This window comes from Jannaschia formosa (assembly GCF_003340555.1).
GTDB classification, from domain to species: Bacteria; Pseudomonadota; Alphaproteobacteria; order Rhodobacterales; family Rhodobacteraceae; genus Jannaschia; species Jannaschia formosa.
Map to the genome: position 1 here is coordinate 1 of NZ_QPLJ01000014.1, position 25,754 is coordinate 25,754.

The 25,754-nt window shown below is 69.9% G+C and carries 23 protein-coding genes and 2 pseudogenes; 10 read left to right on the forward strand and 15 right to left on the reverse strand.

What is annotated here, in order from left to right; all coding sequences use genetic code 11:
* Window positions 1–118 (reverse strand): annotated as a pseudogene (locus DR046_RS24240) (IS30 family transposase); the annotation flags it as partial.
* 1 nt (window position 119) lies between these two features.
* On the opposite strand from DR046_RS24240, the pseudogene DR046_RS14370 reads away from it, so the two are divergent.
* Both DR046_RS14370 and DR046_RS14375 read left to right on the forward strand, forming a co-directional pair.
* Window positions 120–350 (forward strand): annotated as a pseudogene (locus DR046_RS14370) (integrase core domain-containing protein); the annotation flags it as partial.
* Between the two features lie 51 nt (window positions 351–401).
* A complete protein-coding gene (locus tag DR046_RS14375; RefSeq protein WP_115383094.1) occupies window positions 402–1,289 on the forward strand; it encodes a fatty acid desaturase in 888 nt (295 codons plus the stop codon).
* A gap of 93 nt (window positions 1,290–1,382) precedes the next feature.
* On the opposite strand, the gene kduD is transcribed toward DR046_RS14375, so the two are convergent.
* The 3 genes from kduD to DR046_RS14390 are packed head-to-tail and all read right to left on the reverse strand — an operon-like array spanning window position 1,383 to window position 3,266.
* Window positions 1,383–2,120, reverse strand: coding sequence for a 2-dehydro-3-deoxy-D-gluconate 5-dehydrogenase KduD (kduD, locus tag DR046_RS14380; RefSeq protein ID WP_115383095.1), 738 nt, complete (start codon window positions 2,118–2,120; stop codon window positions 1,383–1,385).
* Window positions 2,117–2,938: a 5-dehydro-4-deoxy-D-glucuronate isomerase gene (gene kduI, locus DR046_RS14385; protein ID WP_115383096.1), complete on the reverse strand. Its 822-nt coding sequence runs from the start codon at window positions 2,936–2,938 to the stop codon at window positions 2,117–2,119. The genes kduD and kduI overlap by 4 nt, the downstream gene beginning before the upstream one ends.
* Window positions 2,939–2,948: 10 nt before the next feature.
* Window positions 2,949–3,266 carry a cupin domain-containing protein gene (locus tag DR046_RS14390; RefSeq protein WP_115383097.1) on the reverse strand — a complete coding sequence of 106 codons (318 nt, stop codon included), beginning with the start codon at window positions 3,264–3,266 and terminating at the stop codon, window positions 2,949–2,951.
* A gap of 520 nt (window positions 3,267–3,786) precedes the next feature.
* Between DR046_RS14390 and DR046_RS14395 the strand changes: the two genes are divergently transcribed.
* Window positions 3,787–4,470: a GntR family transcriptional regulator gene (locus DR046_RS14395; protein ID WP_115383098.1), complete on the forward strand. Its 684-nt coding sequence runs from the start codon at window positions 3,787–3,789 to the stop codon at window positions 4,468–4,470.
* A 297-nt stretch (window positions 4,471–4,767) separates the two neighbouring features.
* Here DR046_RS14395 and DR046_RS14400 read toward each other — a convergent pair whose 3' ends face one another.
* From DR046_RS14400 to DR046_RS14415, 4 genes are all read right to left on the reverse strand, one after another.
* Window positions 4,768–5,646: a Brp/Blh family beta-carotene 15,15'-dioxygenase gene (locus DR046_RS14400; RefSeq protein WP_115383099.1), complete on the reverse strand. Its 879-nt coding sequence runs from the start codon at window positions 5,644–5,646 to the stop codon at window positions 4,768–4,770.
* Window positions 5,643–6,767 (reverse strand): lycopene cyclase family protein, encoded by a 1,125-nt coding sequence (locus DR046_RS14405; RefSeq protein ID WP_115383100.1) that lies wholly within the window; start codon window positions 6,765–6,767, stop codon window positions 5,643–5,645. The genes DR046_RS14400 and DR046_RS14405 overlap by 4 nt, the downstream gene beginning before the upstream one ends.
* 93 nt (window positions 6,768–6,860) lie before the next feature.
* Complete coding sequence (gene crtI, locus DR046_RS14410) at window positions 6,861–8,369, reverse strand: phytoene desaturase family protein (protein WP_115383101.1); 1,509 nt, start codon at window positions 8,367–8,369, stop codon at window positions 6,861–6,863.
* Window positions 8,370–8,480: 111 nt separating this feature from the next.
* Window positions 8,481–9,311, reverse strand: a complete 831-nt coding sequence (locus tag DR046_RS14415) for a bacteriorhodopsin (protein WP_115383102.1) — start codon at window positions 9,309–9,311, stop codon at window positions 8,481–8,483.
* Between the two features lie 219 nt (window positions 9,312–9,530).
* Here DR046_RS14415 and DR046_RS14420 point away from each other — a divergent pair, with 219 nt between their 5' ends.
* The 3 genes from DR046_RS14420 (at window position 9,531) to DR046_RS14430 (ending at window position 12,200) form a co-directional block, all read left to right on the forward strand.
* A complete protein-coding gene (locus DR046_RS14420; protein ID WP_115383103.1) occupies window positions 9,531–10,994 on the forward strand; it encodes a TrkH family potassium uptake protein in 1,464 nt (487 codons plus the stop codon).
* 1 nt (window position 10,995) lies between these two features.
* The gene (locus DR046_RS14425) at window positions 10,996–11,442 is read left to right on the forward strand and encodes a potassium channel family protein (RefSeq protein WP_115383104.1); all 447 of its coding nucleotides are present in this window, start codon (window positions 10,996–10,998) and stop codon (window positions 11,440–11,442) included.
* A gap of 362 nt (window positions 11,443–11,804) precedes the next feature.
* Complete coding sequence (locus tag DR046_RS14430; RefSeq protein ID WP_115383105.1) at window positions 11,805–12,200, forward strand: (R)-mandelonitrile lyase; 396 nt, start codon at window positions 11,805–11,807, stop codon at window positions 12,198–12,200.
* Window positions 12,201–12,443: 243 nt separating this feature from the next.
* Here the strand turns inward: DR046_RS14430 and DR046_RS14435 are convergent, their stop codons facing one another.
* Both DR046_RS14435 and DR046_RS14440 read right to left on the reverse strand, forming a co-directional pair.
* On the reverse strand, window positions 12,444–13,370 hold the full coding sequence (locus DR046_RS14435; RefSeq protein ID WP_115383106.1) for an acetamidase/formamidase family protein: 927 nt from the start codon (window positions 13,368–13,370) through the stop codon (window positions 12,444–12,446).
* Window positions 13,367–14,527, reverse strand: coding sequence for a M20 aminoacylase family protein (locus DR046_RS14440; protein ID WP_115383107.1), 1,161 nt, complete (start codon window positions 14,525–14,527; stop codon window positions 13,367–13,369). The genes DR046_RS14435 and DR046_RS14440 overlap by 4 nt, the downstream gene beginning before the upstream one ends.
* A 464-nt stretch (window positions 14,528–14,991) precedes the next feature.
* Here DR046_RS14440 and DR046_RS14445 point away from each other — a divergent pair, with 464 nt between their 5' ends.
* The 4 genes from DR046_RS14445 to DR046_RS14460 all read left to right on the forward strand — a co-directional run bounded on the left by DR046_RS14445 (window position 14,992) and on the right by DR046_RS14460 (window position 18,358).
* Window positions 14,992–15,198 (forward strand): cold-shock protein, encoded by a 207-nt coding sequence (locus tag DR046_RS14445; RefSeq protein ID WP_115383108.1) that lies wholly within the window; start codon window positions 14,992–14,994, stop codon window positions 15,196–15,198.
* 441 nt (window positions 15,199–15,639) lie between these two features.
* Window positions 15,640–15,765 (forward strand): hypothetical protein, encoded by a 126-nt coding sequence (locus tag DR046_RS24660; protein ID WP_280652848.1) that lies wholly within the window; start codon window positions 15,640–15,642, stop codon window positions 15,763–15,765.
* 81 nt (window positions 15,766–15,846) lie between these two features.
* Window positions 15,847–16,524 carry a hypothetical protein gene (locus DR046_RS14455; protein WP_135227305.1) on the forward strand — a complete coding sequence of 226 codons (678 nt, stop codon included), beginning with the start codon at window positions 15,847–15,849 and terminating at the stop codon, window positions 16,522–16,524.
* 349 nt (window positions 16,525–16,873) lie between these two features.
* Entirely contained in the window at window positions 16,874–18,358 is a 1,485-nt protein-coding gene (locus DR046_RS14460) for a fused MFS/spermidine synthase (RefSeq protein WP_167767122.1), read from the forward strand.
* A gap of 165 nt (window positions 18,359–18,523) precedes the next feature.
* Here the strand turns inward: DR046_RS14460 and copM are convergent, their stop codons facing one another.
* The 5 genes from copM to DR046_RS14485 form a co-directional block, all read right to left on the reverse strand.
* Window positions 18,524–18,991: a CopM family metallochaperone gene (copM, locus tag DR046_RS14465; protein WP_306418050.1), complete on the reverse strand. Its 468-nt coding sequence runs from the start codon at window positions 18,989–18,991 to the stop codon at window positions 18,524–18,526.
* Window positions 18,992–19,035: 44 nt separating this feature from the next.
* Complete coding sequence (locus DR046_RS14470; protein WP_115383111.1) at window positions 19,036–19,227, reverse strand: heavy-metal-associated domain-containing protein; 192 nt, start codon at window positions 19,225–19,227, stop codon at window positions 19,036–19,038.
* Window positions 19,228–19,611: 384 nt separating this feature from the next.
* On the reverse strand, window positions 19,612–22,125 hold the full coding sequence (locus DR046_RS14475; protein WP_115383192.1) for a cation:proton antiporter: 2,514 nt from the start codon (window positions 22,123–22,125) through the stop codon (window positions 19,612–19,614).
* A 457-nt stretch (window positions 22,126–22,582) separates the two neighbouring features.
* Window positions 22,583–23,161: an antibiotic biosynthesis monooxygenase family protein gene (locus tag DR046_RS14480; RefSeq protein ID WP_167767123.1), complete on the reverse strand. Its 579-nt coding sequence runs from the start codon at window positions 23,159–23,161 to the stop codon at window positions 22,583–22,585.
* 269 nt (window positions 23,162–23,430) lie between these two features.
* Entirely contained in the window at window positions 23,431–25,704 is a 2,274-nt protein-coding gene (locus tag DR046_RS14485) for an HWE histidine kinase domain-containing protein (RefSeq protein WP_135227306.1), read from the reverse strand.
* Window positions 25,705–25,754 lie beyond the last annotated feature (50 nt).

Here is a 25,754-nt window from a genome sequence, read left to right on the forward strand (position 1 = left end):
GGCGCTTCATCTGGCGGGTGAAGCTGTCCAGCACCGCCTCGGCGCCGTTGCCGCGCATCCTGCACAGAACGACGAAGCGCGTCTTGCGCTCGACCATCGTGCCCACCGACGAGCGGTTGAAAGGGCGCTGCATCGACAACATCTTCATCGAGCGCCTGTGGCGGTCCCTGAAGTATGAATGCGTCTATCTCCACGCCTGGGAAACCGGGTCGCAGGCCAAGGCGGGCGTCGCGCGCTGGATAACCTTCTACAACCACCAGCGGCCACACGCCGCCCATGGCGGCCAGCCGCCCGCCGTGGTCTACTTCGACGGCATCCAAACCGATCAGCAGGTGCAGGCAGTAGCTTAAACTACCCCGGAAACTGTCCAACCGACGGGGAGTAGCTCACTAATTGCCGCGATGCTGGGACCGCTGCTGACGCTGCATTCCTCGCTGCAGCACGAGGTGCTGCACGGCCATCCTTTCCGCGACCCGCGCGCCAACGAGGCGACGGTGTTCCTGCCGCTCGGGCTCGCCGTGCCCTACCGGCGCTTCCGCGACCAGCACCTCGCCCATCACCACGACCCGAACCTGACCGATCCCTACGACGATCCGGAGACGAACTATGTCGATCCCGCCGCGTGGCAGCGGATGTCGCCCCTGCGCCGCCTGATCCTGCGCGCCAACAACACGCTGCTCGGGCGGATGGCGGTCGGGCCGTTCCTGTCGCTGGCGGGGCTGTGGCGGGGCGACCTGCGCGCGATGCGGGCGGGCGATGCGCCTGTCCGGCGCGCCTGGGCGCTGCATGCCGTCGGCGCGGTGCCGGTGCTGGCGGCGGTGGCGGCCTCGGGCATGCCGGTCTGGAGCTACCTCGCGGCCTGCTGGCTCGCGCTCTCGATCCTGCGCATCCGTACCTTCCTGGAGCACCGGGCCGAATTGCGCCCGCGCGAGCGCAGCGTCGTCATCGAGGATCGCGGGCCGCTGGCCTTCCTGTTCCTCAACAACAACTTCCACGCCGTCCATCACGCCTGCCCGGGCCTGCCTTGGTACGGACTGCCCGCTGCCTATGCCGCCGACCGCGCGGCGGTGCTGCGCCGCAACGGCGGCTACCGCTACCGCTCCTACTGGCCGGTGATCGCGCGGCATCTGCTGCGCGCGAAGGACCCGGTGGCGCATCCGTTCTGGACCTGGGGCAACCGGACCACGGCGCGCGAGGACGCCGAGGCGCTTCTGGCTGGCGTCCTGCCGGAGCCGCTGCCGCCCCCGGCGGTCGCGCCGGCCAGGCTGCGGGCGCGGACGCGCCGCTGACCGCCGGCCCCGGAAAGGACTGTTCTCGACCTCGCGTCTGCCCGCCTGAAGTTCCGCACCGTCCCCCGGCCGCCGCCTACGCGACCCGCTGCTTCAGCGGGCCAGCCAGCCCCCGTCGACGTTCAGGACGGCGCCGGTGATGTAGCCCGCCGCGGGCGTGCACAGGAACGCGGTCGCGCCGCCGATATCCGAGGCGGCGCCCCACCGCCCGGCTGGGATGCGCCCCAGGATCTCGGCCGTCCGCTTCGGGTCGGCGCGCAGCGCCGCGGTGTTGTTCGTCTCGATATAGCCCGGTGCGACCGCGTTCACCATGATGCCCGACGCCGCCCATTCGTTGGCGAGCGCCTTGGTCAGCCCCGCGATCCCGTGCTTGGAGGCCGTATAGGCCGGCACCCTGATGCCGCCCTGGAACGACAGGAGCGACGCGATGTTCACGATCCGCCCGCCCCGTCCCGCGGCGATGGCGGCGCGGGCGAAGGCCTGCGACAGCAGGAAGGCGGCCTTGAGATTGACGTCGAGCACGTCGTCCCAGTCCGCCTCGGCATGATCGACCGCGTCGGCGCGCCGGATGATGCCCGCGTTGTTGACGAGGATGTCGAGATCCTCCGGCAGCCGCCAATCGGAAGCGGGACGGGAGAGGTCCAGGATCAGGTCCTCCGCCGACCCGCCCGCCGCCGCGATGGCGGCGACGGTCTCGGCCGAGGACCGGCGCCCCGCGGCGATCACATGGGCGCCCCGCTCGGCGAGGCTGATGGCAATGGCCTGCCCGATGCCGGTATTGGCCCCGGTCACGAGCGCGCGCTGGCCGTCCAGACGGAAGGGATCGGTCATCGCAGCGCCTCCATCGGGACCATGTCCATGTCGGTGAAGTCGGTATTGTCGCCCGCCATCGCCCAGCAGAAGCTGTAGGCGTTCGTGCCCGCGCCCGCATGGATCGACCAGGGGGGCGAGATCACCGCCTCTTCGTTGGCGACGACGATGTGGCGCGTGGCCTCGGGACGTCCCATCAGGTGGAAGACCCGCGCCTGCGGGGCGAGGTCGAAATAGAGATAGGCCTCCATCCGCCGGTCGTGGAGATGCGCCGGCATCGTGTTCCACATCGAGCCGGGCGAGAACTGGGTGTAGCCCATGCTGAGCTGGCAGGTCTCGTGCACCTCGGGGTGAAGGAACTGGATGATGACCCGCTCGTTGGCCTGATCCTTCGAGCCGAGCTCGACCCGGCGCGCCTCGCCGGGGCGGATCAGCCGCGTCTGGCAGGCACGGTGCGCGGGGGTGGAGACGATGTAGAACTTCGCCTCGCCCTCGAAGGTTACCGGGCCGGAGCCCATGGCGAGGTAGAGGACGTCGCCCTTCTCCATCGCGTGGGACTGCCCGGCGGCCGAGACGGTGCCCGATCCCTCGACGGCAAGCACGCCCATCTCGCGCCGGTCGAGCACCGAGGCGGTGCCGGCCTCGGCCACATGGTCGAGCGTCAGCGCCGCGCCCTCAGGCATCGCGCCGCCGACGATCATCCGGTCGTAATGGGTGTAGACGAGCGTCACCTCGCCCGGACGGAACAGGCCGGGCACGTGGAAATGCGCGCGGAGGTCTTCGGTGCCCATCGCCTCGGCGGAGGTCGGGTCGATGGCGTAGCGGGTCTGGGTGGTCATGGAGCCTCTCTTACAGGAAGTCGTCGCGGCGCGGGGTGAAGGTGTCGATCAGGCGGCCGGGGGCGAGGCACGCGCAGCCATGAACCGCGCCGGAGGGGATGACAAAGCTGTCCCCCGGCCCGACCTCGAAGCTGTCCCCGCCGATGTGGAAGCGAAAGCGGCCGCGCTCGACATAGGTGGATTGGACGTGGGGATGGCTGTGCAACTTGCCCTCCGCGCCGTCCTCGAAGTCGAAGGAGACGACCATCAGCTCGGGACTGTCCGACAGGACCTGCCGGGTGACGCCGGGATCGGCCTCGATGGCGGGGAAGGTTCTCAGATGTGGCATGCGGGGGCCTTTCCTGTTCGGGCGTCAGCCTGCGGAGTCGAGGCGCTTGTCCGGGGCGATCCGGGCACCGAGGAAGTTGAACGCGTGCCGGGGCGCGTGGGCGGGGCAGGGGACGAGCAGGGCCGCGAGCCGAGCGCATGGTTCGGGAATACCCTCGCGACGTCGTGATCCTTCGGCGCGACAGAGTTAGTGATCCGGCCGTCGAACATCGGTGCGCTCTTTCGGCTGTCCGGGAGTCCGAGCGGCGAGAGGAATTCCCGCAGGGGCACCGTCTGGTCGAACCCGTGCAACCCGTCCAGCGCGCCGGCCGGCTCGACGACCGGGTGCAACTCAAAAGACATGCAGCCTCCCTGCAAATTGCGCCGCCGGTCCGTCTGGCCGGTCCGACGCGCGCCAGGCGAAATGGCCCGGCCCACTCGCATACTTGTATGCTAGTCGCCTAGGATACTTGCAATCGGGAATCTGGCCCCCTCTATATGACGCGCCGGGTCCCGGGCCCGCGCGCTAGGACGGACCCGCGATGCCTGCTTTGGACCTGACCCCGAAACGTCGGACGAACGCCGATCTCGTCTTCGACGGCGTCTATGGACAGATCGTGTCGTTGCAGCTTCTGCCCGGCGCGAAGATCTCCGAGACCGAGATCGCGGAGCGCTATGGCGTCTCGCGGCAGCCGGTGCGGGAGGCGTTCAACCGGCTCGACGGGCTGCAACTGCTGCAGATCCAGCCGCAGCGCGCCACCCAGGTGCGCCGGTTCTCGCGCTCCGGCATCGCTGCGGCGCGCTACATCCGCCTCGCGCTGGAGCTGGAGATCGCGCGCAGCGCGATCGCGGCGTGGAGCGAAGAGGCGGCCGCCGGGTTCGATGCCAATCTCGACGCGCAGGCCGACGCGGTCGGCCGCGGCGACCGGGCCGCCTTCCACGCGCTCGACGAAGCGTTCCACGCGCGCATCGCCGATGTCGCCGACAAGCGCTTCGCCTTCGAGATGGTCCTGCAGAAGAAGGCGCAGGTGGACCGCATCTGCGTCCTCAGCCTGAAGGACGCCGCCGGGATGCGCTGCCTCGTCGAGGATCACCGGCGCATCTCCGGCTGCCTGCGTAGCGGAGACGCCGCTGGCTGTGACGCGGCCCTGCGGCTGCACCTGTCGCGGATCGAGGACACGATCGCCCGCATCCACCGGGACTATCCCGACTATTTCGAGGACTGACCGGAAGCGGCCTTTCCTCTGCCGGCAGGGCCCGGTTCGGGCAATACAGCAGGAACGGAGAGACCCGGTCGTCGCTCCACACACCACCCAGGCTCACATGCTGCTCGGTGCCGGCGACGTCCGGACCTTCCGCGGAACAGGCAGATGCGGTTATGTGCGAGACCGGTCGCGCCCATCAATGGCACCCGCTGCACCCGGCGGACCTCCCGCTGTTATCGGGCGGGCGTGCGCCCTGGCCGACCTCTTCTCCGCCTCCGCCCCCTGCCGATCCGAAACGGCCGGGGCAGCCGCCGTAGTTCACTCCGCCAGAAAGCGGCCGTGGAAGCGGTCCATCAGAATCATGTGCGGCACGGTCAGGGCAGAGAGGGTGATGAAGACGACCGAGAGGGCGGTGCTTTCGGCCCCGATCCCCAGACCAAGCAGCAGGGCGCCGGCAAGCCCGGCGCCCAGCAGTGTCACGGCGGTCGCGGGCGCCGCGGCCCGGAGGGCCTGGCGCGGCGCAAGCTGCAATCCGCGAGCGGTGCGGCGGAAATGGCGGGGGGAATGCAGCAGGCAGAAATAGAGCACGAAATAGACGAGCGGGGGCAGCGCCCAGGCGCTCAGCGCGATGACGGCCGCTTCGGCGGCGCCGGGCCGCAAGCGGGGCCTCCCGATCGACAGCACGGCCACCCCCGCGCAGACCGCCAGCGCCGCGACCCCGACCCAGCCGCCAGCCGCCACGGCCGTCGCCGCGGCGGGCTCCGGGGCGAGATGCCCGAAGATCGCAGCCGACTCCCCTGGCCGGAACAGCAGGGGCGCGCCGACCACCGCCCCCCCGCCCGCGATCCGCGCGGCCAGGGGCCATTCGCCGCGCCAGTCGTCGGCGAAATGCCAGGCGGAATACGCGAGGAACGCCATGAGCGAGGGGCCGGGCGCAATCAGCCAGAACGCGACGGTCACCCCGGCGAGGCCGAGATAGACGGCGCTGAACACACGTTCGGCCCGCCCGTCGGGCAGGGGCCAGAGCGTCCGCGCCACGTCGAAGTCGAGCGCGCCATGCGGCACGCCGAGGATCGCGACCAGCACGACCAGCCCGGCGATCTGCGCCGGCATTCCGGGCGGGGTCGCGGCGAAGACCGCGATCACCGCAAGGGCGGCGGCGGCGAAGCCCAGGGCATGCGCCTCGCGCAGGCTCACCGCCCGATCACCTCGCGCAGGAAGGGGCGGGGCGGCATGGCCGCGATGACGCTGGCGCGGTCGAGCGGGGCCGTCGAGTCGGACAGGAACCGCTCCAGCCGGTCGGCGGGCGCGCCCTGGAACAGCGCGAGGAACAGCGCGGGCCCGTTCTGCGGGGCGCGTTGCAGCACCCGCAGGAACAGCCGGTCCATGAAGCGCGTGACCGGCGCGTCGTAGGGCGGGGCGAGTTCCGCCTCGCTGCGGAGCAGTCGGTCGGCCAGCCGCGCGGTCTGCGTCGCGATGCGCTGGAAGGCGTAGCCGGTGCTCGGCCGGGCGGCGCCCCCGGCGATCCCGGCATAGGCATGGTTCGGGCCCAGCGACGTCTGCGCCTGCCGCGCGGGGACCATGGGGATGAACCCCGCCTCCTCGCGCAGGGTCTCGACCCGTGCGCCGCCGGTGCGGGCCGCGACCTCGCGGGCAAGCCAGGTGTCGAGCTCGTCCCGGTCCGGGGGCGCGGGTCCGAAGACCGTCGCCTCGACCAGGGCGTGATCGGGGGCGAAGGGCAGGACATAGGTAAAGTCGATCCGGTCGGGGCGTGGCAGGCCGAAGGCCATCAGATCGACGGTCTGCGCGTCGAAGACGGGCCGGTCGGTGCGCAACTCGCGCCCGACGAAATACTGTCCGAAGCCGCCCGGTCCGCGCAGTGGCCGGCTGTCGACGACGGAGCGGGCGGTGAAGGCCCCTGCGTCGGTCTCGATCCGCCAGAGCCCATCCTGCCGCACGGGCTCGGCCGTGACCCGCATGCCGAGGGCAAGCTCGGTGTCCCGCGCCCCGGTGCAGGTCTCAAGCGCCCGGGCGTAGAAGGCGCCCGCCGCCACCGTCCGGTATTGCAGCCGGTCCGAGCGGCGCGTGACGGACTGCCCGCCGGCCGAGACGGTCCATGACCGCCAGCGGCCCTTGACGCAGGATTCGAACGGGCCCGGCCCCTCGGCCCAGAAGGACCAGGAGCGGTCGTCCTCGTAGGCGGTGCGCGGCTCGACGATGCGAAGCCGCAGGCCGCGCCCGGCCAGCCGCGCCGCTAGGGACAGGCCGGCGCAGCCGCCCCCGAGGATCGCGAGGTCGACGTCAGGTGTGGGCGGCATGGGCAGGCTCCTCCGGGGCAGGGGTTGCAAGGACAAGAGCGCGGCCCCTTCGCCCGAGGCGGCGCGGTCGGCGATGAATGTCGGCGCGGACGGTCATGCGGCCTGCGCGGGGGCAGGGACGAGGCGGTCGAGGACCTTCGCCGAGGAGATGACGCCGGGGACGCCCGCCCCGGGATGGGTGCCCGCGCCGACGAGAAAGAGCCCCGGCACGCCTTCGCCGCGGTTGTGGAACCGGAAGAAGGCCGATTGCCGGAAGACGGGTGACAGCGAGAAGCCCGCGCCCTGGACCGACAGGTAGTCCTCGGCGAAGTCCTCGGGCGTCTTGGCGAACTCGGCGCAGATGTTCCGAGAAAGGAGGGGCAGCAGGCGGCGTTCCAGCATCGAGACGATGCGGTCGCGCAGGCGCGGGCCTTCGACCGACCAGTCGTGCCCCGCCCCGAGATTGGGCACCGGGCAGAGCGCATAGAACCCGTCGCAGCCAGGGGGCGCGAGGCTCGGATCGGTCGCGGTTGGACGGTGGAGGTAGACCGACGGATCCGCGCCCAGCACGCCCTTCCGGAAGACGTCGTCGAGCATCCGCCGATGGCTGTCGCCGAAGACGATCGTATGATGGGCGACGTCCTCGTAAACGCGCCGCGTGCCAAAATGGAGGACGAAGACCCCCATCGACAGCGACCCCGTCCGGACCCGTGCCCGCGCCAGCGGCGAGGGCGTGCCGGGCGGCAGCATCTCGCGGTAGAGATGGACGGGATCGACGTTGGAGACGACGATGTCCGCGGCGATCCTGCGGCCGCCCTCGACCTCCACTCCGGCGGCGCGGCCGCCCTCGATCAGGACGCGCTCGACCGTGGTGCCGGTCTCGATCTCGACGCCTTCCTCGGCCATGAGCCGGGCCAGCGCCTCGACCAGCGCGCCGGTCCCGCCCATCGCGAACCAGATGCCGTGGGCGTGCTCCAGATGGGTGATCAGCCCGTAGAGGCTGGTCGTCTGGTACGGGTTTCCCCCGATCAGCAGCGGCTGGATCGAGAAGGCGCGGCGCAGCCGGTCGTCCTGCAGGTGGCCCGACACCATCTGCCAGACGGTCCGGTAGCTGCGCAGACGCAGCATGTCGGGAAGCTGCCGCAGCATCGCGGCGGGCGCGTGGAACGGCGCATGCGACAGGTCGGTGAAGGCGGCGTCGTGGATGGCGCGGCTGTGGTCCAGCAGGTCGCGGAAGCCCCGGACGTCCCCGGGCGAGAGGCGCGCGATCTCCTCCAGCGTCCGGTCGAGCGTCGGGCCGTAGTCCATCGTCTCGCCATCGGCGAAGGCGAAGCGATACCAGGGATCCGGCTGGACCAGCGTCACATGGTCCCGAAGCCGCCGCCCGAAGAGGCCGAACAGCTCCTCCAGCAGGTGCGGCGCGGTGAGGAGGGTCGGGCCCGCATCGAAGCGGAACCCGTCGCGGTCGTAGACCTGCGCGCGGCCGCCCAGACGGGGGCAGCGGTCGATCAGGCGGACGGCGTAGCCGCGGGCGCGCAGCCGGAGCGCCGCCGCCATCCCGCCGAGCCCGCCGCCGATGACGACGGCGCTGGCCGAGGGGGGCTGGGTCGTGTCACGCGGCATGGCGATCCTCCGGCTGGATGGGTGAGGGGGAGGGCAGGGCGCCGCCCGCGACGGCATCGCGGGCGGCATGTCCGGCCGGGCCGGTCACGTTCGCCCTCGGGCCCCCGGGCCTCAGGCAGCGCGGCGCTGCCCGGAGCCGCCCTCCTCTGTCCTCGACTGCTCCAGCGCGACCTGGCTCAGCAGGATGCCGAACACGGCCTTCGAGCAGACGTCGGCGAAGGTGAAGATGCCTTGGCGGAAGACGACCCAGGTGCTGGAGTCGTTGATGCCGGGAATGCCGGGGATCATGTAGGCGAAGCCGTAGATGAACCAGGTGACGATCAGCAGGATCCAGGCGTTCTGCATCAGCCCGGCGGCGCGCGGCTCGAGCCGCGCCTTTCCGGTGCCGACCGCCTCGTTCGCGGCGTAGAGCAGGTAGAAGAACACCAGCCAGCTGAGCCCGCCCCAGATCCAGAACGGCGCGCCGCTTCCCTCGGCGAAGCCCGCGACCTGCGGCTCGTAATACTGGCCGACATAGCCGAGGACGATCATCAGCGCGCCCGCCCCGGCAAGCTTCACCCAGCGCGAGCGCAGCTCCGCCCCGGCGAACTGCAGCACGATCAGGAACTGCGTCAGCAGCATGGGTACGTCGATCAGCCAGTTGGCATAGCGATACCCGTTCGAGAAGACCTGACCCTCGGCGATCGAGAAGGTCATCGTCGCGGCGTCGAAGGTGAAGGCCCGGTTCCACATCAGCCACAGCAGGAACAGCTCCAGCGTGGCCGAGACCATCACGACGCCCGAGATCACGAATGTCGTCCGATATTTTGCCGCTGCCTGGCCGACGGTCATCGCGAAATAGAACAGCGAGGCGGCGAAGACCGCCGCCGTGAAGCTGAACATGTGTCGGATCACCTCGTATTCCCAATAGGCGTAGGTGAAGAAATTCTCGTAATTGATCATGGGGGCCTTCCTCAGACTGGATATGGCTCTCACGCCGGCGGACGGACCTGCCCGCCGGGCAACAGGTGCTTCAACCTGTGGCTGTGCGATCTGTTGCGGTCCGGGCCGAGGTCACCGGGCCATCTTGTCGCGCCCCCCTTGCGGAACCGAGCGGCGGCCGGGCCGTTTGCCGGGCATGCAGGACCGGTCGACCGACCTTTCGTGCGCGGCTCCCGATCCGTGAGCCGCGACGACGCCGCACATGTCGCGCGGGTCGGCGTGATCCGCCGCTCCTGCCTGTCGCAGGCGCCGGTGCTCTGCAGCGTCGTCCTGCCGCCCTGCCTGGCGGCAGGGATCCTGGGAAGCTGGGAGCTGGCTGCCGCCCTGGCCCCGCAGGCGGTCGGGCTTCTCGCGCTCTCGGCGATGGGTCCGCAGGAAGAGGATGTCTCCTTCCGCCGGATCGAGGCGACCGTCGTCTTCTCGCTGACCTTCATCCTCGCCTGCCTGCTGTCGGCGCCGCCCTTCCTCGTGCTCGGCATGGGGCCCGTCGAGGCCCTGTTCGAGGCGACGTCCGGCATCACCTCGACCGGACTTTCGGTCGCGCGCGCCGCCGAGGACTGGCCGCCCGCGGCGCATCTGCTGCGCGGCTGGCTGCAATGGTGCGGCGGCTTCGCGCTGGCCTTCGCGGGGCTGACGATCCTGCACGACCATGCCAGCGCGACCCGCCAGTTCGGCGCCTCGGTCTTCGACGAGCGCGACCAGCTCACGACGCTGCGCAAGCAGGCCAAGCAGCTGCTCGCACTCTACGTCGCGGTGACGGCGGTGGCGATTGCCGGCTGCATCCTCCTGCTGCCGACCTGGTGGGAGGGGCTGGCCGTCGCGCTCGCCGCGGTCTCCACCGGGGGCTTCTCGCCTCGGGCCGACAGCCTGGCGAGCTACCCGGCCGTGGCGCAGGTCTTCGTCATAGCGATCTGCACGCTGACGGCGATGTCCTTCCTCTTCTACATCCGGCTTTGGCGCAGAGGACCGCGCGCGGCGGTCTCGGCGGGCCATGCGGTGCTGTTCCTCGGGCTTCTGGCGGGCGGGACTGCGCTCTATGCCGGACTCGCGGCGCTGGGCTATGGGCCCGAGGACGGGACCTCGCTGGCGCAGGTGCTCAACTTCGTCAGCGGAATGACGACGGCGGGCTTCACCGCCGGGCCGATTGCCGCCGCTCCGCTGCTGCTGGCCTTGCTGCTCATCGGGATGGTGATCGGCGGCGACACCGGGTCGACGGCCGGCGGCATGAAGATCGGCCGCATCGCCGTCGCGATCGAGATGGTCCGGCTCAGCATCCGCCGCGCCCGCCTGCCGCCCCACGGCGTGCTGCAGCTGCGCGACCGCGGCGCGCGGCAGACGGCGGACGACATCCTCGTGGCGGGCGCGGTGCTCGTGCTCTACATTGCCACTGTGCTGATCTGCTGGGGCGCGTTCCTCGCGGCGGGCCATCCGCCTCTGGCCGCCTTGTTCGACGTGGTGTCGGCAGTCTCGACCGTCGGTCTGTCCTCGGGGCTGACCGGGCCCGATCTCGGGCCGGTGCTGACCGGGGTGCTGACGGTCGGTATGCTTCTGGGGCGGCTCGAATTCCTGGCACTGATCGCGCTCGTGCTGCCCGGCACCTGGGTGCGGGCGCGACGTGCCGCCAAATACAGGAAGGGACCCTGACATGCGCATCATCGTCGTCGGCGCGTCGCGCTTCGGCCTCGCCACGCTGCGCCGCCTGATCGAGAACGGCCACGAGGCGGTCCTCGTGGACCGCGACCGGGACCAGCTGGACGCCGTCTCTGACGAGATCGAATGCGGGCTCATCCATGGCGACGGCACGCTGCCGTCGATCCTGCGCGAGGCCCTGGGGGACGGGGCCGACACGCTGATGATGCTGACCAACCACGAGGAGGCGAATATCGTCGGCGCCGCGGTCGGCCGCTCCATCGGGTTCGAGCGCGTGGTGGTGCAGATCGTCCGCACGCAGCTTCTGCCGATCTGCGACGAGCTCGGTCTGACCGATGTCGTGACTCCGCACGAGAAGGTGGCCCAGAGCATCGTCGCAGCGCTGGAGGAGGGCGGGACGTTCCGCGACCAGAACGTGTCCGAGGACCGGAAGGACGGGTAGCGGCGCTCGCGGCCCGTCGGTGGGTCCGGGCCGGTCCCTTGGCGCTGGGCGCCGCCGGCCCGCCTCCCGAGCCCCGGGGAGGGCAGGGACCCGTACCGCCCGGTCGCGCGACGGCTGTTCTGAAGTCGGTGGATGGCTCCTCGGGGTTGTCCCAAACCGATGCCTCCCCCAAGGACGGCCATGTAACTCCTACCGCCTCCGGCTCCGCCGCGTCTTGACGCGCCGCCCCGCGCTCCCGAGGGTCGGTCGGGCCATGGGCCCCGGGACCGAACGCCCGAAGCGCCATCCGCCGGGAAGGCCGCGGTGCGACTCTCGCTGCAAGCCACGGCGCGGCCGGCACCGGAGACGAAAGGAGAAGAGACATGAAGATCACCAAGGCCGGGACTGCCGCGTCGCGCCCGGGTCCGGAGGAGTGGTTCACGGGGAAGGTCCGTCTGGACCCTCTCTTCCAGGCCGAGGAGCCGGGCCGCACCGCAGGGCTGCATGTCACCTTCGAGCCCGGCGCCCGCACGGCGTGGCATACGCACCCCGCTGGCCAGACCCTGATCGTCACCTTCGGGCGCGGCCGCGTCCAGCGCGAGGGCGGCCCGGTCGAGGAGATCTCGCAGGGCGACATCGTCTGGTTCCCGGCCGGCGAGAAGCATTGGCACGGGGCCGCGCCGGAGACGGCGATGAGCCACATCGCCATCCAGGAGAGCATCGACGGCTCGTCCGTGACATGGATGGAGAAGGTCACCGACGCGCAGTACCGCTCCTGATCCGGTCCCTCGCCGGCGATGCGTCGTCGGCCCGTCATGCGGGCGCCTGTGCGGCGGACCTCGTTCGAAGACGGCGATGCCCGGCGCCGTGTGACGTCCTGGGCGAGGGAAAAGCCGCCCCCGCCATCGGACAGCGGCAGGGCGCTCTCCAAAACGGACCCGGACCGCCGGGCTGGCCGTCGTCCGGTGGCCCGTCCCCTCTGGCCCCACCAGCCGAAGCGCCTTCCGAGGCTGCGCCCCGCCCTACGCGCCGAGCGCGGTCTTCGGCATCATCATGTGCACGCCCTTCTCGCGGTTCACCGTCTGGGTGACGCGCAGGTCCCCTGCGAGCGAGCAGAGCATATAGGCCTCCTCCCGCGTGATCCCGGCCATGCGGGAGGCCAGCGCGATCATGTTGCGCGTGGCCACCCGGGCGCATTCGTCGAGATCGGCATCGGTGGCAAGCGTGATCCAGTGCGTCGGCGTCTCGGCCAGCAGCATCGGCGCCATGTCGTCGCGGAGCGTCAGGCGGAAGCGGCCCTCCAGCGCGGTCTCGATGGCCGTCACGTTGACCTCGCCGTCCCCTTGGCAGCCATGACCGTCGCCGACCGAGAACAGCGCGCCCTCGGCGTGGATCGGCAGGTAGAGCGTCGTGCCCGCCACCAGCTCCTTGCAATCGAGATTGCCGCCATGGGCGCGCGGCTCGATGGTCGAGATCCGCCCCCAGGCGGGCGGCGGCGCGACGCCCATCACGCCGAAGAACGGCGCCAGCGGCAGATCGAGGCCCCAGGGCATGCGCGCCGTCATCGCCTCGGCGTCGAGGGGGATGTTGACCTGGACGGTCTTCGGGAAGTCCATCGGCAGGGTGCCCGCCAGCGGGCGGATGAAGTTGTAGCCCCAGTCCTGCCGCAGCCCGATCTCCAGGATGTCGATCTGCAGCACCTGACCCGGCCGCGCGCCCGTGACCGCCACCGGGCCGGTCAGAATGTGGCCGGGGACGGTCGGCACCCCGGCGGCGTGGATCGCGTGCAGTTCCGGCGGAACGTGGAAGCCCTCGGGCGGAAGGACGGTCGGCCCGCCGGAGACGGTGCGGATCGTGATCTCCGCCCCGCTCTGCACTTCGGCCACGGGGCGCAGGCCCGCGTCGAAGTAGCCCCAGTGAACGGTTTCAGGCGACGCCTCGAGGATCATGCGGACAGCCTCCGCTCGGCCAGCTCGACCCACCAGGAGCATCCGGTGGGGATGATCTCGTCGTTGAAGTCGTATTTCGGATGGTGCAGCCCGGCGCTCGGCCCGTTGCCGATCTGGATGTAGGCGCCGGGGCAGGCGCGCAGCATGTAGGCGAAGTCCTCGCCGCCGGTGGTGCGGGGCGCGTCGCTCTTCACCTCGCCCGCGACCGCGCGGGCGGCTTCGGCCGCGTGGACGGTCTCGGCGTCGTGGTTGACCATGACCGGGTAGGGCACCTCGTCGAACTCCAGCGTGGCGGTGGCGCCGTAGCTGGCGGCGGTAAGCTCGATGACGCGGCGGATGTCGGCGATGGCCTTCTCGCGCGTGGCGTCGTCGAAGCTGCGGATCGTGCCGCGCAGGGTGGCGGCGTCGGGGATGACGTTGAAGGCGTCGCTGTCGGTCCGGAAAGCGGTGACGGAGACGACCAGCGGCTGCTGCGGGTCGGTGTTGCGACTGACCACCGATTGCAGCGCCATCACGATGGCCGAGGCGGCGAGCGTCGTGTCCACCGTGTTGTTGGGCCGAGCCGCATGGCCGCCCTTGCCCCGCACCTCGATGCGCAGGCTGTCGACGGCGGCGTAGAACGGGCCCGGGCGGATGGCGAAGGCCCCGGCCGGCAGCAGCGGCGAATTGTGCATGCCGTAGATTTCCTCGATCCCGAAGCGGCCGATAAGGTCGTCCTGCACCATCGCCTCGGCCCCGGCGCCGCCTTCCTCGGCGGGCTGGAAGACGACGGCCACGGTGCCCGCGAAGTTGCGCGTCTCGGCGAGGTATCGCGCGGCCCCGAGCAGCATCGCGGTGTGCCCGTCATGGCCGCAGGCATGCATCTTCCCGGGGACGGTGCTGGCGTGATCCGCTCCGGTCGCCTCGGTGATCGGCAGCGCGTCCATGTCGGCCCGCAGGCCGATGGTGCGGCCGGGCGCGCGCCCGTGGATCAGGCCGACGATCCCGGTCCGCCCGATCCCCTCGATCACCTCGTCGCAGCCGAAATCGCGCAGCTTCGCCGCCACGATCCCGGCGGTGCGGTGCACGTCATATCCCAGTTCGGGGTTCATGTGCAGGTCGCGGCGCCATTCCCTGATCTCGGGGAGCAGTTCTGCGAAGCGGTTGCGGACTGGCATGCGGGGCCTCCGGACGGGCAGGGTGAGTTTCTTGAGCGACCTAGCCCGGAGAACCGGTGGGCGTCGAGGGCTGCCGATTCCGGCGGGCCGAGCACTCCAGCACCAGACTGTGCTCGCAGCCATCTTCGGTTGCGCCCCTCGGTGATGCGGGAGATCGGTGGGCCGCGGCTGGAGGCGGACGCGGGCCGCCTGCTCAACCGGCTGGGCGGTGACGCTGTCGCAGGGTCGAAAACCGTCCAGTGCGTGTCGATGACGCCCTGTCCAGCAGCCGTCGCCAAAGGGAGATTCTCGCGACCTGGGCCGACAACACTTGTATGTTGGGGCCGGAAGGCGCATGTCCGGGTAACCATCGTTGTTCGCTTCGAACCGCTGCTTCCGTTCATCCGGCTTTCAGTTGATCGATTCAGTCTGACTTTGCCGGGCTGCCGCATACTGTGGGCAGCAATCGAACAGGAGACACGGATATGGCCAATGGCACCGTGAAGTTTTTCAATTCTCAAAAGGGCTTCGGCTTCATCGAAACCGATCGTGGCGGCAAGGACGTGTTCGTCCACATCTCCGCCGTCGAGCGTGCCGGTCTGACCGGCCTCGCCGACGCCCAGAAGGTGACGTTCGACGTGGAGACCGGCCGGGACGGCCGCGAAAGCGCGACCAATCTCGCCCTCGCGTGAACGCCTCAGGGTTGCGGGTGCAATTTGTGCCCGCCTCCCGATACTGCGCAAGCTCAACTTCCGCCAAGGCCGTGCAAGTGCGAACCAGCGCGGCCCTGGCATCCGCCGAGTGTGGCAACGGGAAGCGCAGGCCTGACTTGGCCGTCGTTCCCAGCCCGTCTAGCCGCCTTCGCCGCCCCGTCCGCCTCGGGACTGCTCTGCTAACCCGGTCCGGGACAGGTCGCTCTGGCAAGGCCGTGGGAGACGCTGCCGGAACGGATACATCCGGTCGCTTGGCTTATCCTTCCTGTCAGCCTGTCGACCGCTGCCTCCGCCGGGGCCGTCACGTCGAATGGCTCGACCCTTCCGGCTCCGTGGGCGACGCGGGTCGCCTTCGACACGGTGGGGTCAGGCGCTTTATTCGGATCAAGGAGCGTCCGGGCAGGTCCAGACATCATCGCCATGATCCGGCTATCCATCTTCGTCGCGACGGCGACACTCTGGCAGGCCCCTGCGATCGCCGGTGTTCTGGTCAGCCTCTGCCCGGCGTGGATCGCAGTGGCCTTCGCGCCCAGTCCCTCCGCCTGATCCCGCAATCCACAGACCGCCTGCCCGGCCCTCCGAGCCCGAGCGGGCCTTTTCTGCCGATCAACCCCCAGGAGCCAAAGCATGCCCACCAACGCTTCAACAAGACAGGCGAACGCCGTCCGAGACCCGTTCAAGAGCATGTCGAAGGCCAAGAAGCCCGCAGAGGCGCCGAAGGAAGCGCCCGCGATCCTTCTGGGCGAGCATAGCCGCTACCAGATCAAGTCGGGCTGGCTTGCGGGGACATTCGTCGCGCGGGCGTTTCCGAAACCGCCGACGAAGGCCCGCGGCATGATCGCCGAGGCGACGGGGGCGACCGAAGAAGCGGCGATCGCCGCGCTGCACGAGGTCATCGACGCCCGCGAGGATCGGCGGACCGGAGAACGGCGCAGGGATCCGCAGACCGGCATCGATGTGCCGAGCGTCGAGGAATATGTCGAAGCGGTCCGCCAGATCACCCTGTCCGGCCCGCAATGCGCGATGCTGACGGCGCTCTCGGTGGCTGGCGAGGACGGGCTGACGGACGCGCGCATGGCACGCGCCGCAGGCTACAAGTCCGAGACTTCGGCCAACAGGTCCTTCCTCGCGACAGGCTTGCTGATCGCCGAACATCTTTCCGTCGAGGTGCAAGCCGGCGACACCCCGGACACCCCGGAAGGCACCGCCCTTCTCGGTTTCAGGGGAGCATCCGCGAACGAGGACGTTTCCGGCAACTGGATACTCCACCCGGAGCTCCGCCAGGCGGTGCGTCTGGCCCTGTAGTCCCATCATCGCTTCCCGAGAGGAGCGTCAGCGGGGGGACAAGGCGTCTTCCCGCTGCTCCCGCATCCCCGCCCGGCCCGACCATCGCCGGCAACGAGGACCGGATTCCAGCCGGTGCTCGGCGGCTTGTGACTGACGAGCGCAACCAGTCGCCCAGACCAGAGTGTGCGGACCCGGGAGGCGGCTCAGGCTTCGGGTGTATGCCGTTTGCCCGGAGGTTGAATCCGACCGGGATCGCGAGCGGCCCACATCGTTTGGTTCCGCCTGTTTCCGGACGGACCGTTTCCTCGCCGGCATCCGCATTATGTGCAGGGCGTAACGACACGGACGTCTGAGCGAGGATCTGAACATGCGCTTCTCCACGGCGATCGGCCTGATCCTCGTGCTGTCCGCGGTCGGGCTCACCTACGAGATCGCCGCGGGCCGCGTGCTGGCACCGTTCTTCGGGACATCGCTGCTGTCCTGGACGGCCGTGATCGCGACGGTGCTTGCGGGCTTCTCGATCGGAAACGCGCTCGGAGGCTTCATGGCCGAACGGGAGCGGAGCGTGGCCCTCCGGGACGTGCGCGCGGCGCTCGTCGCGACGGCGGTCCTCGCGGCGCTTTCCCCGACGGTTCTCGGCCTCGTCTACGTCCTGGGCGCGCGCGGGACGGGCGGGATGATGCTCGCCGTCTTTCTGGCCTTCTTCCCGGCCTCGGTCCTCGCCAGCGCGCCGTCTCCCTTCCTTGCGAAGCTCGCCGTGGAGGCGCGGCCCGGTCGGGAGGGCTCCTCGCTCGGGCTCGTCCTCGCGGCGGGCTCGCTCGGAGCGATCCTGGGCGCCGTGTTCGCCGGTTTCGTGGCGCTGCCTCTCGTCGGCTCCGCCGCGACCTTCGCGGGGTGCGCCGTCACGGCACTTCTCTGCGTGCCTTTCCTGCGGGACACGGGGGGCGGTCCGCAAGATCGCGGGCCGGGCCGCGGAACCATCATGTCGTCCCTCGCGCCGCTGCTGCCCGTGGGCGCCATCATCGCCGCGAGCCTCCTCCTCGGGCCGGTCTGCCGCTACGAGTCCGGCCTTTCCTGCATCGACGTCACGGAGAGGGGCGCCACCGTGGAGCTCTATTCCGACCGGACCCGGCAGGCCGCAGAGCGGATCGTCCGCGACGGCATGCCGGACGGAGACGGCGGCGTCCTTGTCCTGCCCTATACCGAGTGGATCTGGGCGCGGATGGAGGAGGATTTGGGGCCCGCACCCTCGGTTCTCTTCATCGGCGGCGGTGGCTACAGCCTGCCGACGCAACTCCTCTCGGCACGCCCGGAGGCCACGGCCGTCGCCGTCGAGATCGATCCCCTGGTCACCGAGGTGGTCCGTCGCCACATGCCACGGGCGGGAGCCTTGATCGAGCAGACGGGCTACGACGCGTCCGGCGGGACCGCGCAAGGCGGCCGGCTCGGGATCGTGCATGAGGACGGACGGGTCTACCTCAACGAGACGAAGCGCCGCTTCGATGCCGCCGTCATGGACGCCTTCTCATCGGGCTCGGTTCCCGCGCATCTCGTCACGCTCGAGGCTTACGCGCGGGTGAGGGAGATCGTGGACGGGCCCGTCTACGTCAACCTGATCGACAGGCCGGACGGGCCCCTCGCGCGCGGAACCCGCGGGATCCTGGGCCGCATCTGGCCCCATGTCGTGGCCGTCCAGGGGCCGGTCAACAGCAGAGGCATCGCGAACATCGCGCTGGCAGCCTCCCCAAGGCCGCTGGTCGACCTGAGCGGTCTGCCGGACGGTTACGAGGTGATCCGGATCTCCCCCGGCCGAGCCTTCACCGACGATCGCGGCTGGGTAGGACACAGGTGACGAGCCGATCCTGGGTGCGGCCTGGCGCGGCGTGCGGCGGCAGGCGAGGGCTCGAGAGGCGCTTGCAGACGCGCGGCCGGGGCAGCACACCCTCCGGAACGGCGCGTCCCCGAACCCTGGCGGCACCGGTGGCAAGGCCGGTGCCGCCAGGGGAAGATTTGGCTCTTACTTGGCGTTTTCGCTCAACCAGTTCTGCAGGAAGGCGATCTCGGCCTCCTGAGCTTCGATCACCTCTTCCGCAAGCCGCCGCAGCTCCGGGTCCTCGCCGTGTTCCAGGACGATGCGGGCCATGTCTATCGCACCCTGATGGTGTCCGATCATTCCCCGGGCGAAATCGACATCCGCGTCGCCGGTGAACTCGAACTCCATCGCCTCGTGCATCGCGAGGTTGGCGGCGCGGTAGGCATCGATAGCTGCCGAACCGGAGCCGACGGCGGAACCGGCGCCGTGCGCTTCGTGGCCGGCTCCCGTTTGATCGCCATGCGGCATCTCAGTGCCCATCCCTGGCATTGTCTGGCCGTCGCCGTGCATCATGCCGTGCCCGTCGTCATGGCTCATCTGGGCCAGGGCGCCTCCGGCGACGACCAGCATGGCCATGGCGCCGGCCAGGACGCGTGATCGTTTGAGTTTCATCGGTATTCTCCTCGATGCTTCCGCTGCTGACGCGGAGCCGCGCGCTAGTGGGAAACGGGATAGCCTTCGTCTTCGATCGCCTTTCGGATCGCCTGTGCGTCCGTCCGGCTTTCGACCGACACTCGGCCCGCCACCCGGTCCACCGTCACGGCGGCGTCCGGGTCGAGCCTCCGAACCGCCTGCGTCACCGCCCGTTCGCAATGTCCGCAGGTCATGCCCTGAACCTTGAAATCCATCGTCTGTCTCCTTCTCTGTCGGATCGGATGTCGGGTCTTCCAGCGCTGGAAGGTCAAGAAGCGCGACGAACAAAATTTGCGTTGGTCCCGGGCTCGTCTCGCGAGGCGGAGCTTCGCTCGGCCCCCCTGACACTCCGCACCTGCATGACGGTGGCGCGCCCGTCCGACACATCGTCAGCGCCCGCTCGCAGCCGCCGGGACTGTCGGCTGTTCCCTTCTCGTCAGGAGGCCACGCCCCCGCCCTCCACGCGCGATGGGCACGACGGCAGCGCGGCCCCGGATGAACCCGAAGACCCTCGCCGCGCCGATGACAGATGATGGGCGGAGCTTCGCCGCGTGCGACGCGACGTAGGAGCGACCCCGGCAGGGCGCGCCGCTGCCGTATCAGGCGGTCTCGGTCTCGCCCTTGAACATGTCCTCCAGATCGATCCCGCGCTTCTCCGAGCTCGCGCGGACGGCGGCGCGAACGGCCGAGCTGCGGTCGAACAACTGGCGGAACCGCGCCTCGTCGAGCACCAGCAACGTGGAGGGCGCGATGGCCCGGACCTCCGTCCGGCGCGCCTTCCGCGTCAGGATCGCCAGGTGCCCGAACATCTCGCCGCGCCCGAGCCGCCAGGTCTGACCGGCCGCTTCCAGTTCCACGGCCCCCGAGGCGATGAAGAAGACGCTCTTCGCGGGGCTCTCCTTGCGGACGATCACCTCGCCGGCATCGACGTGACGGGCCTCCAGCGCCCGCCCGAGGCGCTTGAGCACCGCCTCGTCTATCTCCTCGAAGAGCGGGAACTGCCGCACCAGCTCCACCCGCTGCAGCGCGATGTCGAGACGCGGGCGCTCCTCGGTGGCGGCCCGGCGGGCGTCGAGCTCCTGCATCAGGGAGGTGTGGACCTCGGCGCCGATCAGCCCGTCCTCGCGCATCGCGGTATACTCGCGCTCCTCCAGCCGCAGCGCCGTGCGCCGGATGAAGCGCCGCTCCAGCTCCTCGGCATAGCCGGGATATTGCAGGCGCAGCCCGTCCAGCGCCGTCTCCACCGACTCGATCCGCCGCGACAGCAATTCCTGAAGCAGCTCCGCCACCCGCCGCCCGTGGATGCGCCGGATGCGGCCGTCGATGAAGGCGCCGAGGTCCCGCAGGATCAGCCGCTGCGACAGCAGCCGCTCGAACCGGTCGGCGGTCAGGCGCGCAAGCGGTGCCGACAGGCGCAGGCGCCCGTGCAGCAGCACGGCGGCGCGGAAGCCCGGGCCGTAGGCGACGCTGCGCCGGGCGGCGCGGTTGTAGCCGCTGCGCCCCCCGCTGCGCGCCCCCTCGATCAGCCGGTCCGCCTCCGACAGGACCTGATCGGCCATGCGCGCCGAGATCGTCCGCTCCCGCACGCGGGCGAGGATCGTGTCGCGCTCGGCCCCCGCCAGCGCGATCAGCCCGAGCGTGATCCGGTCGCGGTCGAGGATGTCGGCGCTGTCCTCGGCCGCGTTCACCGCAGCTTCCAGACGTTCGCCGAACCGCTTGGCCTCCGAGCGCACGGTCTCGCGGCTCAGTTCGTAATTCTCGGTCGTCCGGGCCACGTCCTCGCGCACCGTCTGGAGCGCCACCGCCACCACCTGCCGCGACAGTGCCTCGTCGATGGGCGACAGCCGGTCGAGCCCGAGCCGCCCGATCACCCAGCGAAGCGTCGTGCCCTGCACGATCAGCGTGAAGAGCGTGAAGCCGGTGGCGAGGATGCCGACGACGCGCTGGATGCCGTCGGGCACCCGGAAGCTTTCGGTCACGGCAAGAGCCAGCGCGAGCGTCACCGCGCCGCGCAGCCCGCCCCAGAGGATGGCGATGCGGTAGGGCCGCTCGACCGGGGGCGAGAGCCGGGCCAGGGTCAGAAGCGGCAGCAGCCCGAACAGGATGACCGCCCGCGCCGCGATGGCGGCGAGGATCACCACGCCGACCAGAGCGAAGTCCTCGACCCGCACCTCCTCCAGCAGGCGCGGGATCAGCAGCGCGGCGAGGATGAAGATCAGCGCTCCGGCCCAATGCGCCAGCACGTCCCAGAGCTCGCGCAGGTTCGCCCAGGCCTGCGGCGGCAACCGGCCCGGTCCGGTGAGGTTGAGCGTCAGGCCCGCCGCCACGACCGCGATCACGCCGGACGCGCCGACGCTCTGCTCGGCGCCGATATAGGCGAGGTAGGGCAGCGCCACCGAGATCGAGATCTGCGCCAGTTCGTGCCGTCTGAACATCGCCATGATCCAGACGGCCGCCCGTGCCGCAAGCCAGCCCGTGAAGGCGCCGCCCGCGATCAGAAGCGGGAAGCGCGCGAGCGCCTCGTCGAGTTCGGGGTCCGGCATGCCCAGCATCACGAAGCCCATGAACAGGCCGAAGAGGGCGATGGCCGCAGCGTCGTTCAACAGGCTCTCGCCCTCGATGATCCTCGCCAACCGTCGCGGCGCCGAGATCGAGCGGAAGATGCTGACCACGGCCGAGGGGTCCGTCGTCGACACGATCGCGCCGATGAGAAGGCAGGCCGCGAGCGGCAGCGTGCTGGCCCAGGACAGCGCGTAGCCCACGCTCAGCGTCGCCACGACCACCGCGACGACCGCCAGCACCAGGATCGGCACCCAGTCGTCGAGCATCCGGCGCAGGTTCATCCCCAGCGTCGCCTGGAACAGCAGGGTCGGCAGGAAGACGTAGAGGAAGACGTTGGACCGGATCGGCAGCCCGAGGATCGCCTCGGCCACCGGGTTGAGCGCGTCGGTAAGCTCCGTCCGCAGGAAGAAGATCGCGCCCGCGCCGATCAGCACGCCGAGTCCGGCGAGGATCACGCTGTAGGGTAGGCGCAGCCGCGCAGCGAGCGGCTCCGCCGCGCCGATGACGAGGAAAAGCGACGCGATGATCGTGGTGACGAGAACGATATCCATGAGGGCGAAATAGTCGCGTTTGAAGGCGGCGGTAACGGGATTCGGTCCGGGCAGCAGGATCAAGGCCCCTGCCTGTGTCCCGACGTCCAGCGCAATTCTCGACGCCTGCAGCACGCGACGTCGCGGTATCGGCCGCTCAGCCCCCCGTTATCGTGCGGCCTGTCAGCGACTACGGGCAAGCAGGCGCTTCATGAGCGGCAGATTACGCTTCCCGGTCCGGGAAGCCGCTCTCTCGCTGTCGCGCCGGGGCGTTGTGGACATGGCTGAAGCCCGAGCGTGGGTTGACGGCGGAGCCGAAGAACCGACCTTGCGGGCCTTCCGCGAGCCTGACCCTCGACGGCCGCCGGATCCTGCCTGGTCATGGCGAAGCCGAAGGCTGAGCCATTCAGCTGCGGCGATCGGGTCGCGGTGCCGACGAGCGCTTGGCCCGGGTGCTCCATCACCCGGTCCGATCCTTTCAGGCAGACCTGCCTTGGGGCGCCTCTGCCCGGTCGAACTGACCGTAGTCGCGGCGGATGGCATAGGCGGCGATCTCGTCGATGCCGTCGCGGTCTGAACCGGAGCCGAGCACGCCTTCGACCTCCGCCATGCTGCCGAAAGTGGCCAGCGACACGTGCTGCCCTTCGCGGTTGAAGCTTGCGAAGGCCGAGAACCCGGCGTCGCGCATGGGCTTGGTGCCGTAGAGCGCGAGCAGGAAGGAGGTGGAGGTTGTCGCGGGGCGCGCCGGGCCATCCACATGCGGGCGTCCGTGAAGGATCCGCTCGCCCACCCGGATGCGGTAATTCGCGAAATGCACGCGGTTTCCGGCCTCCTGCGACCGGCGGTGTTCGGCATCCTCGCGCCAGGCGACGATGTCGTCCTCGCTCTTCCACAACTGATGCGACAGGATCAGATCTGGGTCGTCGAGCGACCGGTACCGGTCGAGGAACGCGAGCCCCTCGTGCCGGGCAAGCACCGGACGCAGCCGCGCGACGTGCTCGAAGTAATGGTCGAGATGCCCGGGCTTCGGCTGCATTTCGAAGAAGAGCGCGTGCATGTTCGTCCTCCGCCTGGCCGCCGCATCGCATATCGGCGTCCGATGGCGCCAGCACATATCCGTCCAATCTCCTGAAAGGAATGTCTGCTCCACGTCCGGCTGAGTCCGCTGCGGACCCGGCTGGCGCTTGAAGCAGGAACGACCGGCCCGGGCCCGCTGAACGCCCGGAAGTGGGTCCGCGTCCGCAGTGCCGGTGCTTCCAGGCGTCTGCGACCGACCCAGGATTACGGCAGCAGGGCAGGGGCGTTCCGCGGCAACGGTCTGGCGTATCAGCCTGCCGATCCATCCGGAAAGAGTCCCGCCACCGCCGACAGGAGCCGATGCGGCAGCAGAGGCTTCTCGATCCAGGGTGCATCCGCGAACTGCGGCGGAGCCTGGAGATCGCGGACATATCCCGTCGCGAAGGCGATGGGGATGTCGCGTGCCGCGAGGGCCATCGCGGCTGGCCAGATCAGGTCGCCGCCGAGGTTGACGTCGAGAACCGCCGCATCGAGCTCCTCGGACACGGCCGCCATCAGTGCGCGCGCCAGGGTCGGGAATGGACCGACGACAGTGCAGCCCGCGGCGCGCAACGCTTCTGCGGTCTCCTCGGCGACGAATTCCTCGTCCTCGGCCACGAGGATCCTCCGGCCGGCCAGGGATGCCGGATCGCGTGGCGGCGCTGCATTCTCCTGCGGGTCCTCACGGGGCTGCCACGCGTTTCGCACGCGGATGTTTCTCATCGGCAGGTCGAAGACCGCCTGCAAACCTTCCTTTGCAAAGTCGACCGTCCCCACGCCTTCCAGTTCGTAGGCAAGCGTCCGCTCGATCAGCCGCGAACCGAAACCGCTCCGGCTCGGTCGCCCTTCCAGGGGCGGGCCGCCGCGCTCGGTCCAGCGAAACGAGAGCCTTCGGTCGTCTCCCTCACCCGTCAGCGTCCATTCCGCGACGACCCGCCCTTCCGGCCGCGAGAGCGCTCCGTATTTGGCGGCGTTGGTGACAAGCTCGTGAAGCGCGAGCGTCAGGGTCTGCGCCGGCTTCGGCATGACCTTCAGATCAGGCCCGCCGAGGGCGATCCGTGTCCCGTCGTCGCTCTGGTATGGCGCGACGGCATTCTCCACCAGCTCGCCGAACCGCGCGCCCTCCCACTGGTTGGCGGCCAGCATCGCATGCGACTGCGCCAGGGCGGAGATCCTTCCCGTCAGCCTCGTGGCCTCTTCGGACCGGCCGAGGCTTTGCCGTGCGATCGACTGCACCACCGAAAGGATGTTCTTTACCCGGTGATCCAGTTCGGCCGTGAGCGTGTTCTGACGTTCCTCCGACCGCTTCTGGTCCGTCACGTCGCGAAAGATGACCGCCAGATCCTGCGGTCCCGACTGAGGCGGCTTGAACACGTAGAAGTCGTACCACCTGTCGTCGGGCGCGGCATGGCGTTCGAGCCGCTGCGCCTCGCCCGTGCGCGCGGTGTGGCCGAAGATTTCGAGCCAGTAGTCCTCGTATGGCCCCATCTCGCTCAGCAGGTGCCCGCGGAAGGACCGGCCGGTCATTCGCACGGCTGCCGGGTTCTCGTCGTCATAGGCGATGTCGATGCAGCGGCCGTCGGTATCGAAGATGGTCCTCGCCCGGTAGAAGCCCTCGTCGATCGATTCGAAGAGCGCGTGATATCTCGCTTCGCTCTCGCGCAGGGCGGCCTCGGCGCGCGCCCGTTCCACGGCGGCCCAGGTCCGTTCCGCCGTTTCCTCCACCAGGGCGACCTCGCTGTCGGTCCACCTGCGCGGGGTCGTGCTGTGGACCGAGAGCATCGCCACCCATGTGCCTTGCTTGACGAGAGGCACGGTCACATAGCCACGGAACCCTGCGCCGCCGATGACTGCTGCCTCTTCCGAGCGGATGGTCGGGTCGGCATCGATGTCGTGGCACACCGCCGTCCGCCCGGCGCGGTAGGAGGCGAGCAGCTGCTCGCCCCAGCCCTCCGCACGATGATGAAAGGTGCCGACCATCGGCGGCAGCCCGTCGCCGTATCCCCAGTGGATCGTCACCGAAAACTCGTCGTCAGTCCCGGCGCGGACCTCGCCGTAATGCACCCGGTTCGCGCCGAGATGCCGGCCGAGCAGCTTCGCCGCGACCGTCTGCATCGCCACCGGATCGGACAGCGGGCGGAGCGCGTCGGAGAGCTTGAGCAGAAACGACTTTTCCTGCTCGCTGTCCCGCGCTGCCGCAGTCGCTTCCTGCTCATCGCGCAGTGCCGGCACGCGGTCCGCCGTCTCGAATGCGGTGACGAGGATCCCTCCGATGGCATCGTCCTCCAGCGGAATGGGGTCCATGACGAAGCTGAACCGGGCACCGCCGACTGCAGCGCGACCGACGGGAAGCGATCCATCCTCGATCCGGCATGAGCCGTTCCCGGCCATGACGTTACCGAACACGGGGCCAATTTTGTCCCAGGCTTCGGCAAAAACGTCCTGCGCCGGCTTGCCCAGGGCGTCCGGGTGCCCGTCTCCGGCCAGTTCGGCCCAGGCCTGATTGTAGAGAAAGATGAAGTCGTCGCCCCAACAGACGGCCATGGGCGTGGAGGAGCCGAGGACGATCCCGACGACGGTCTTCAGCGCCGGAG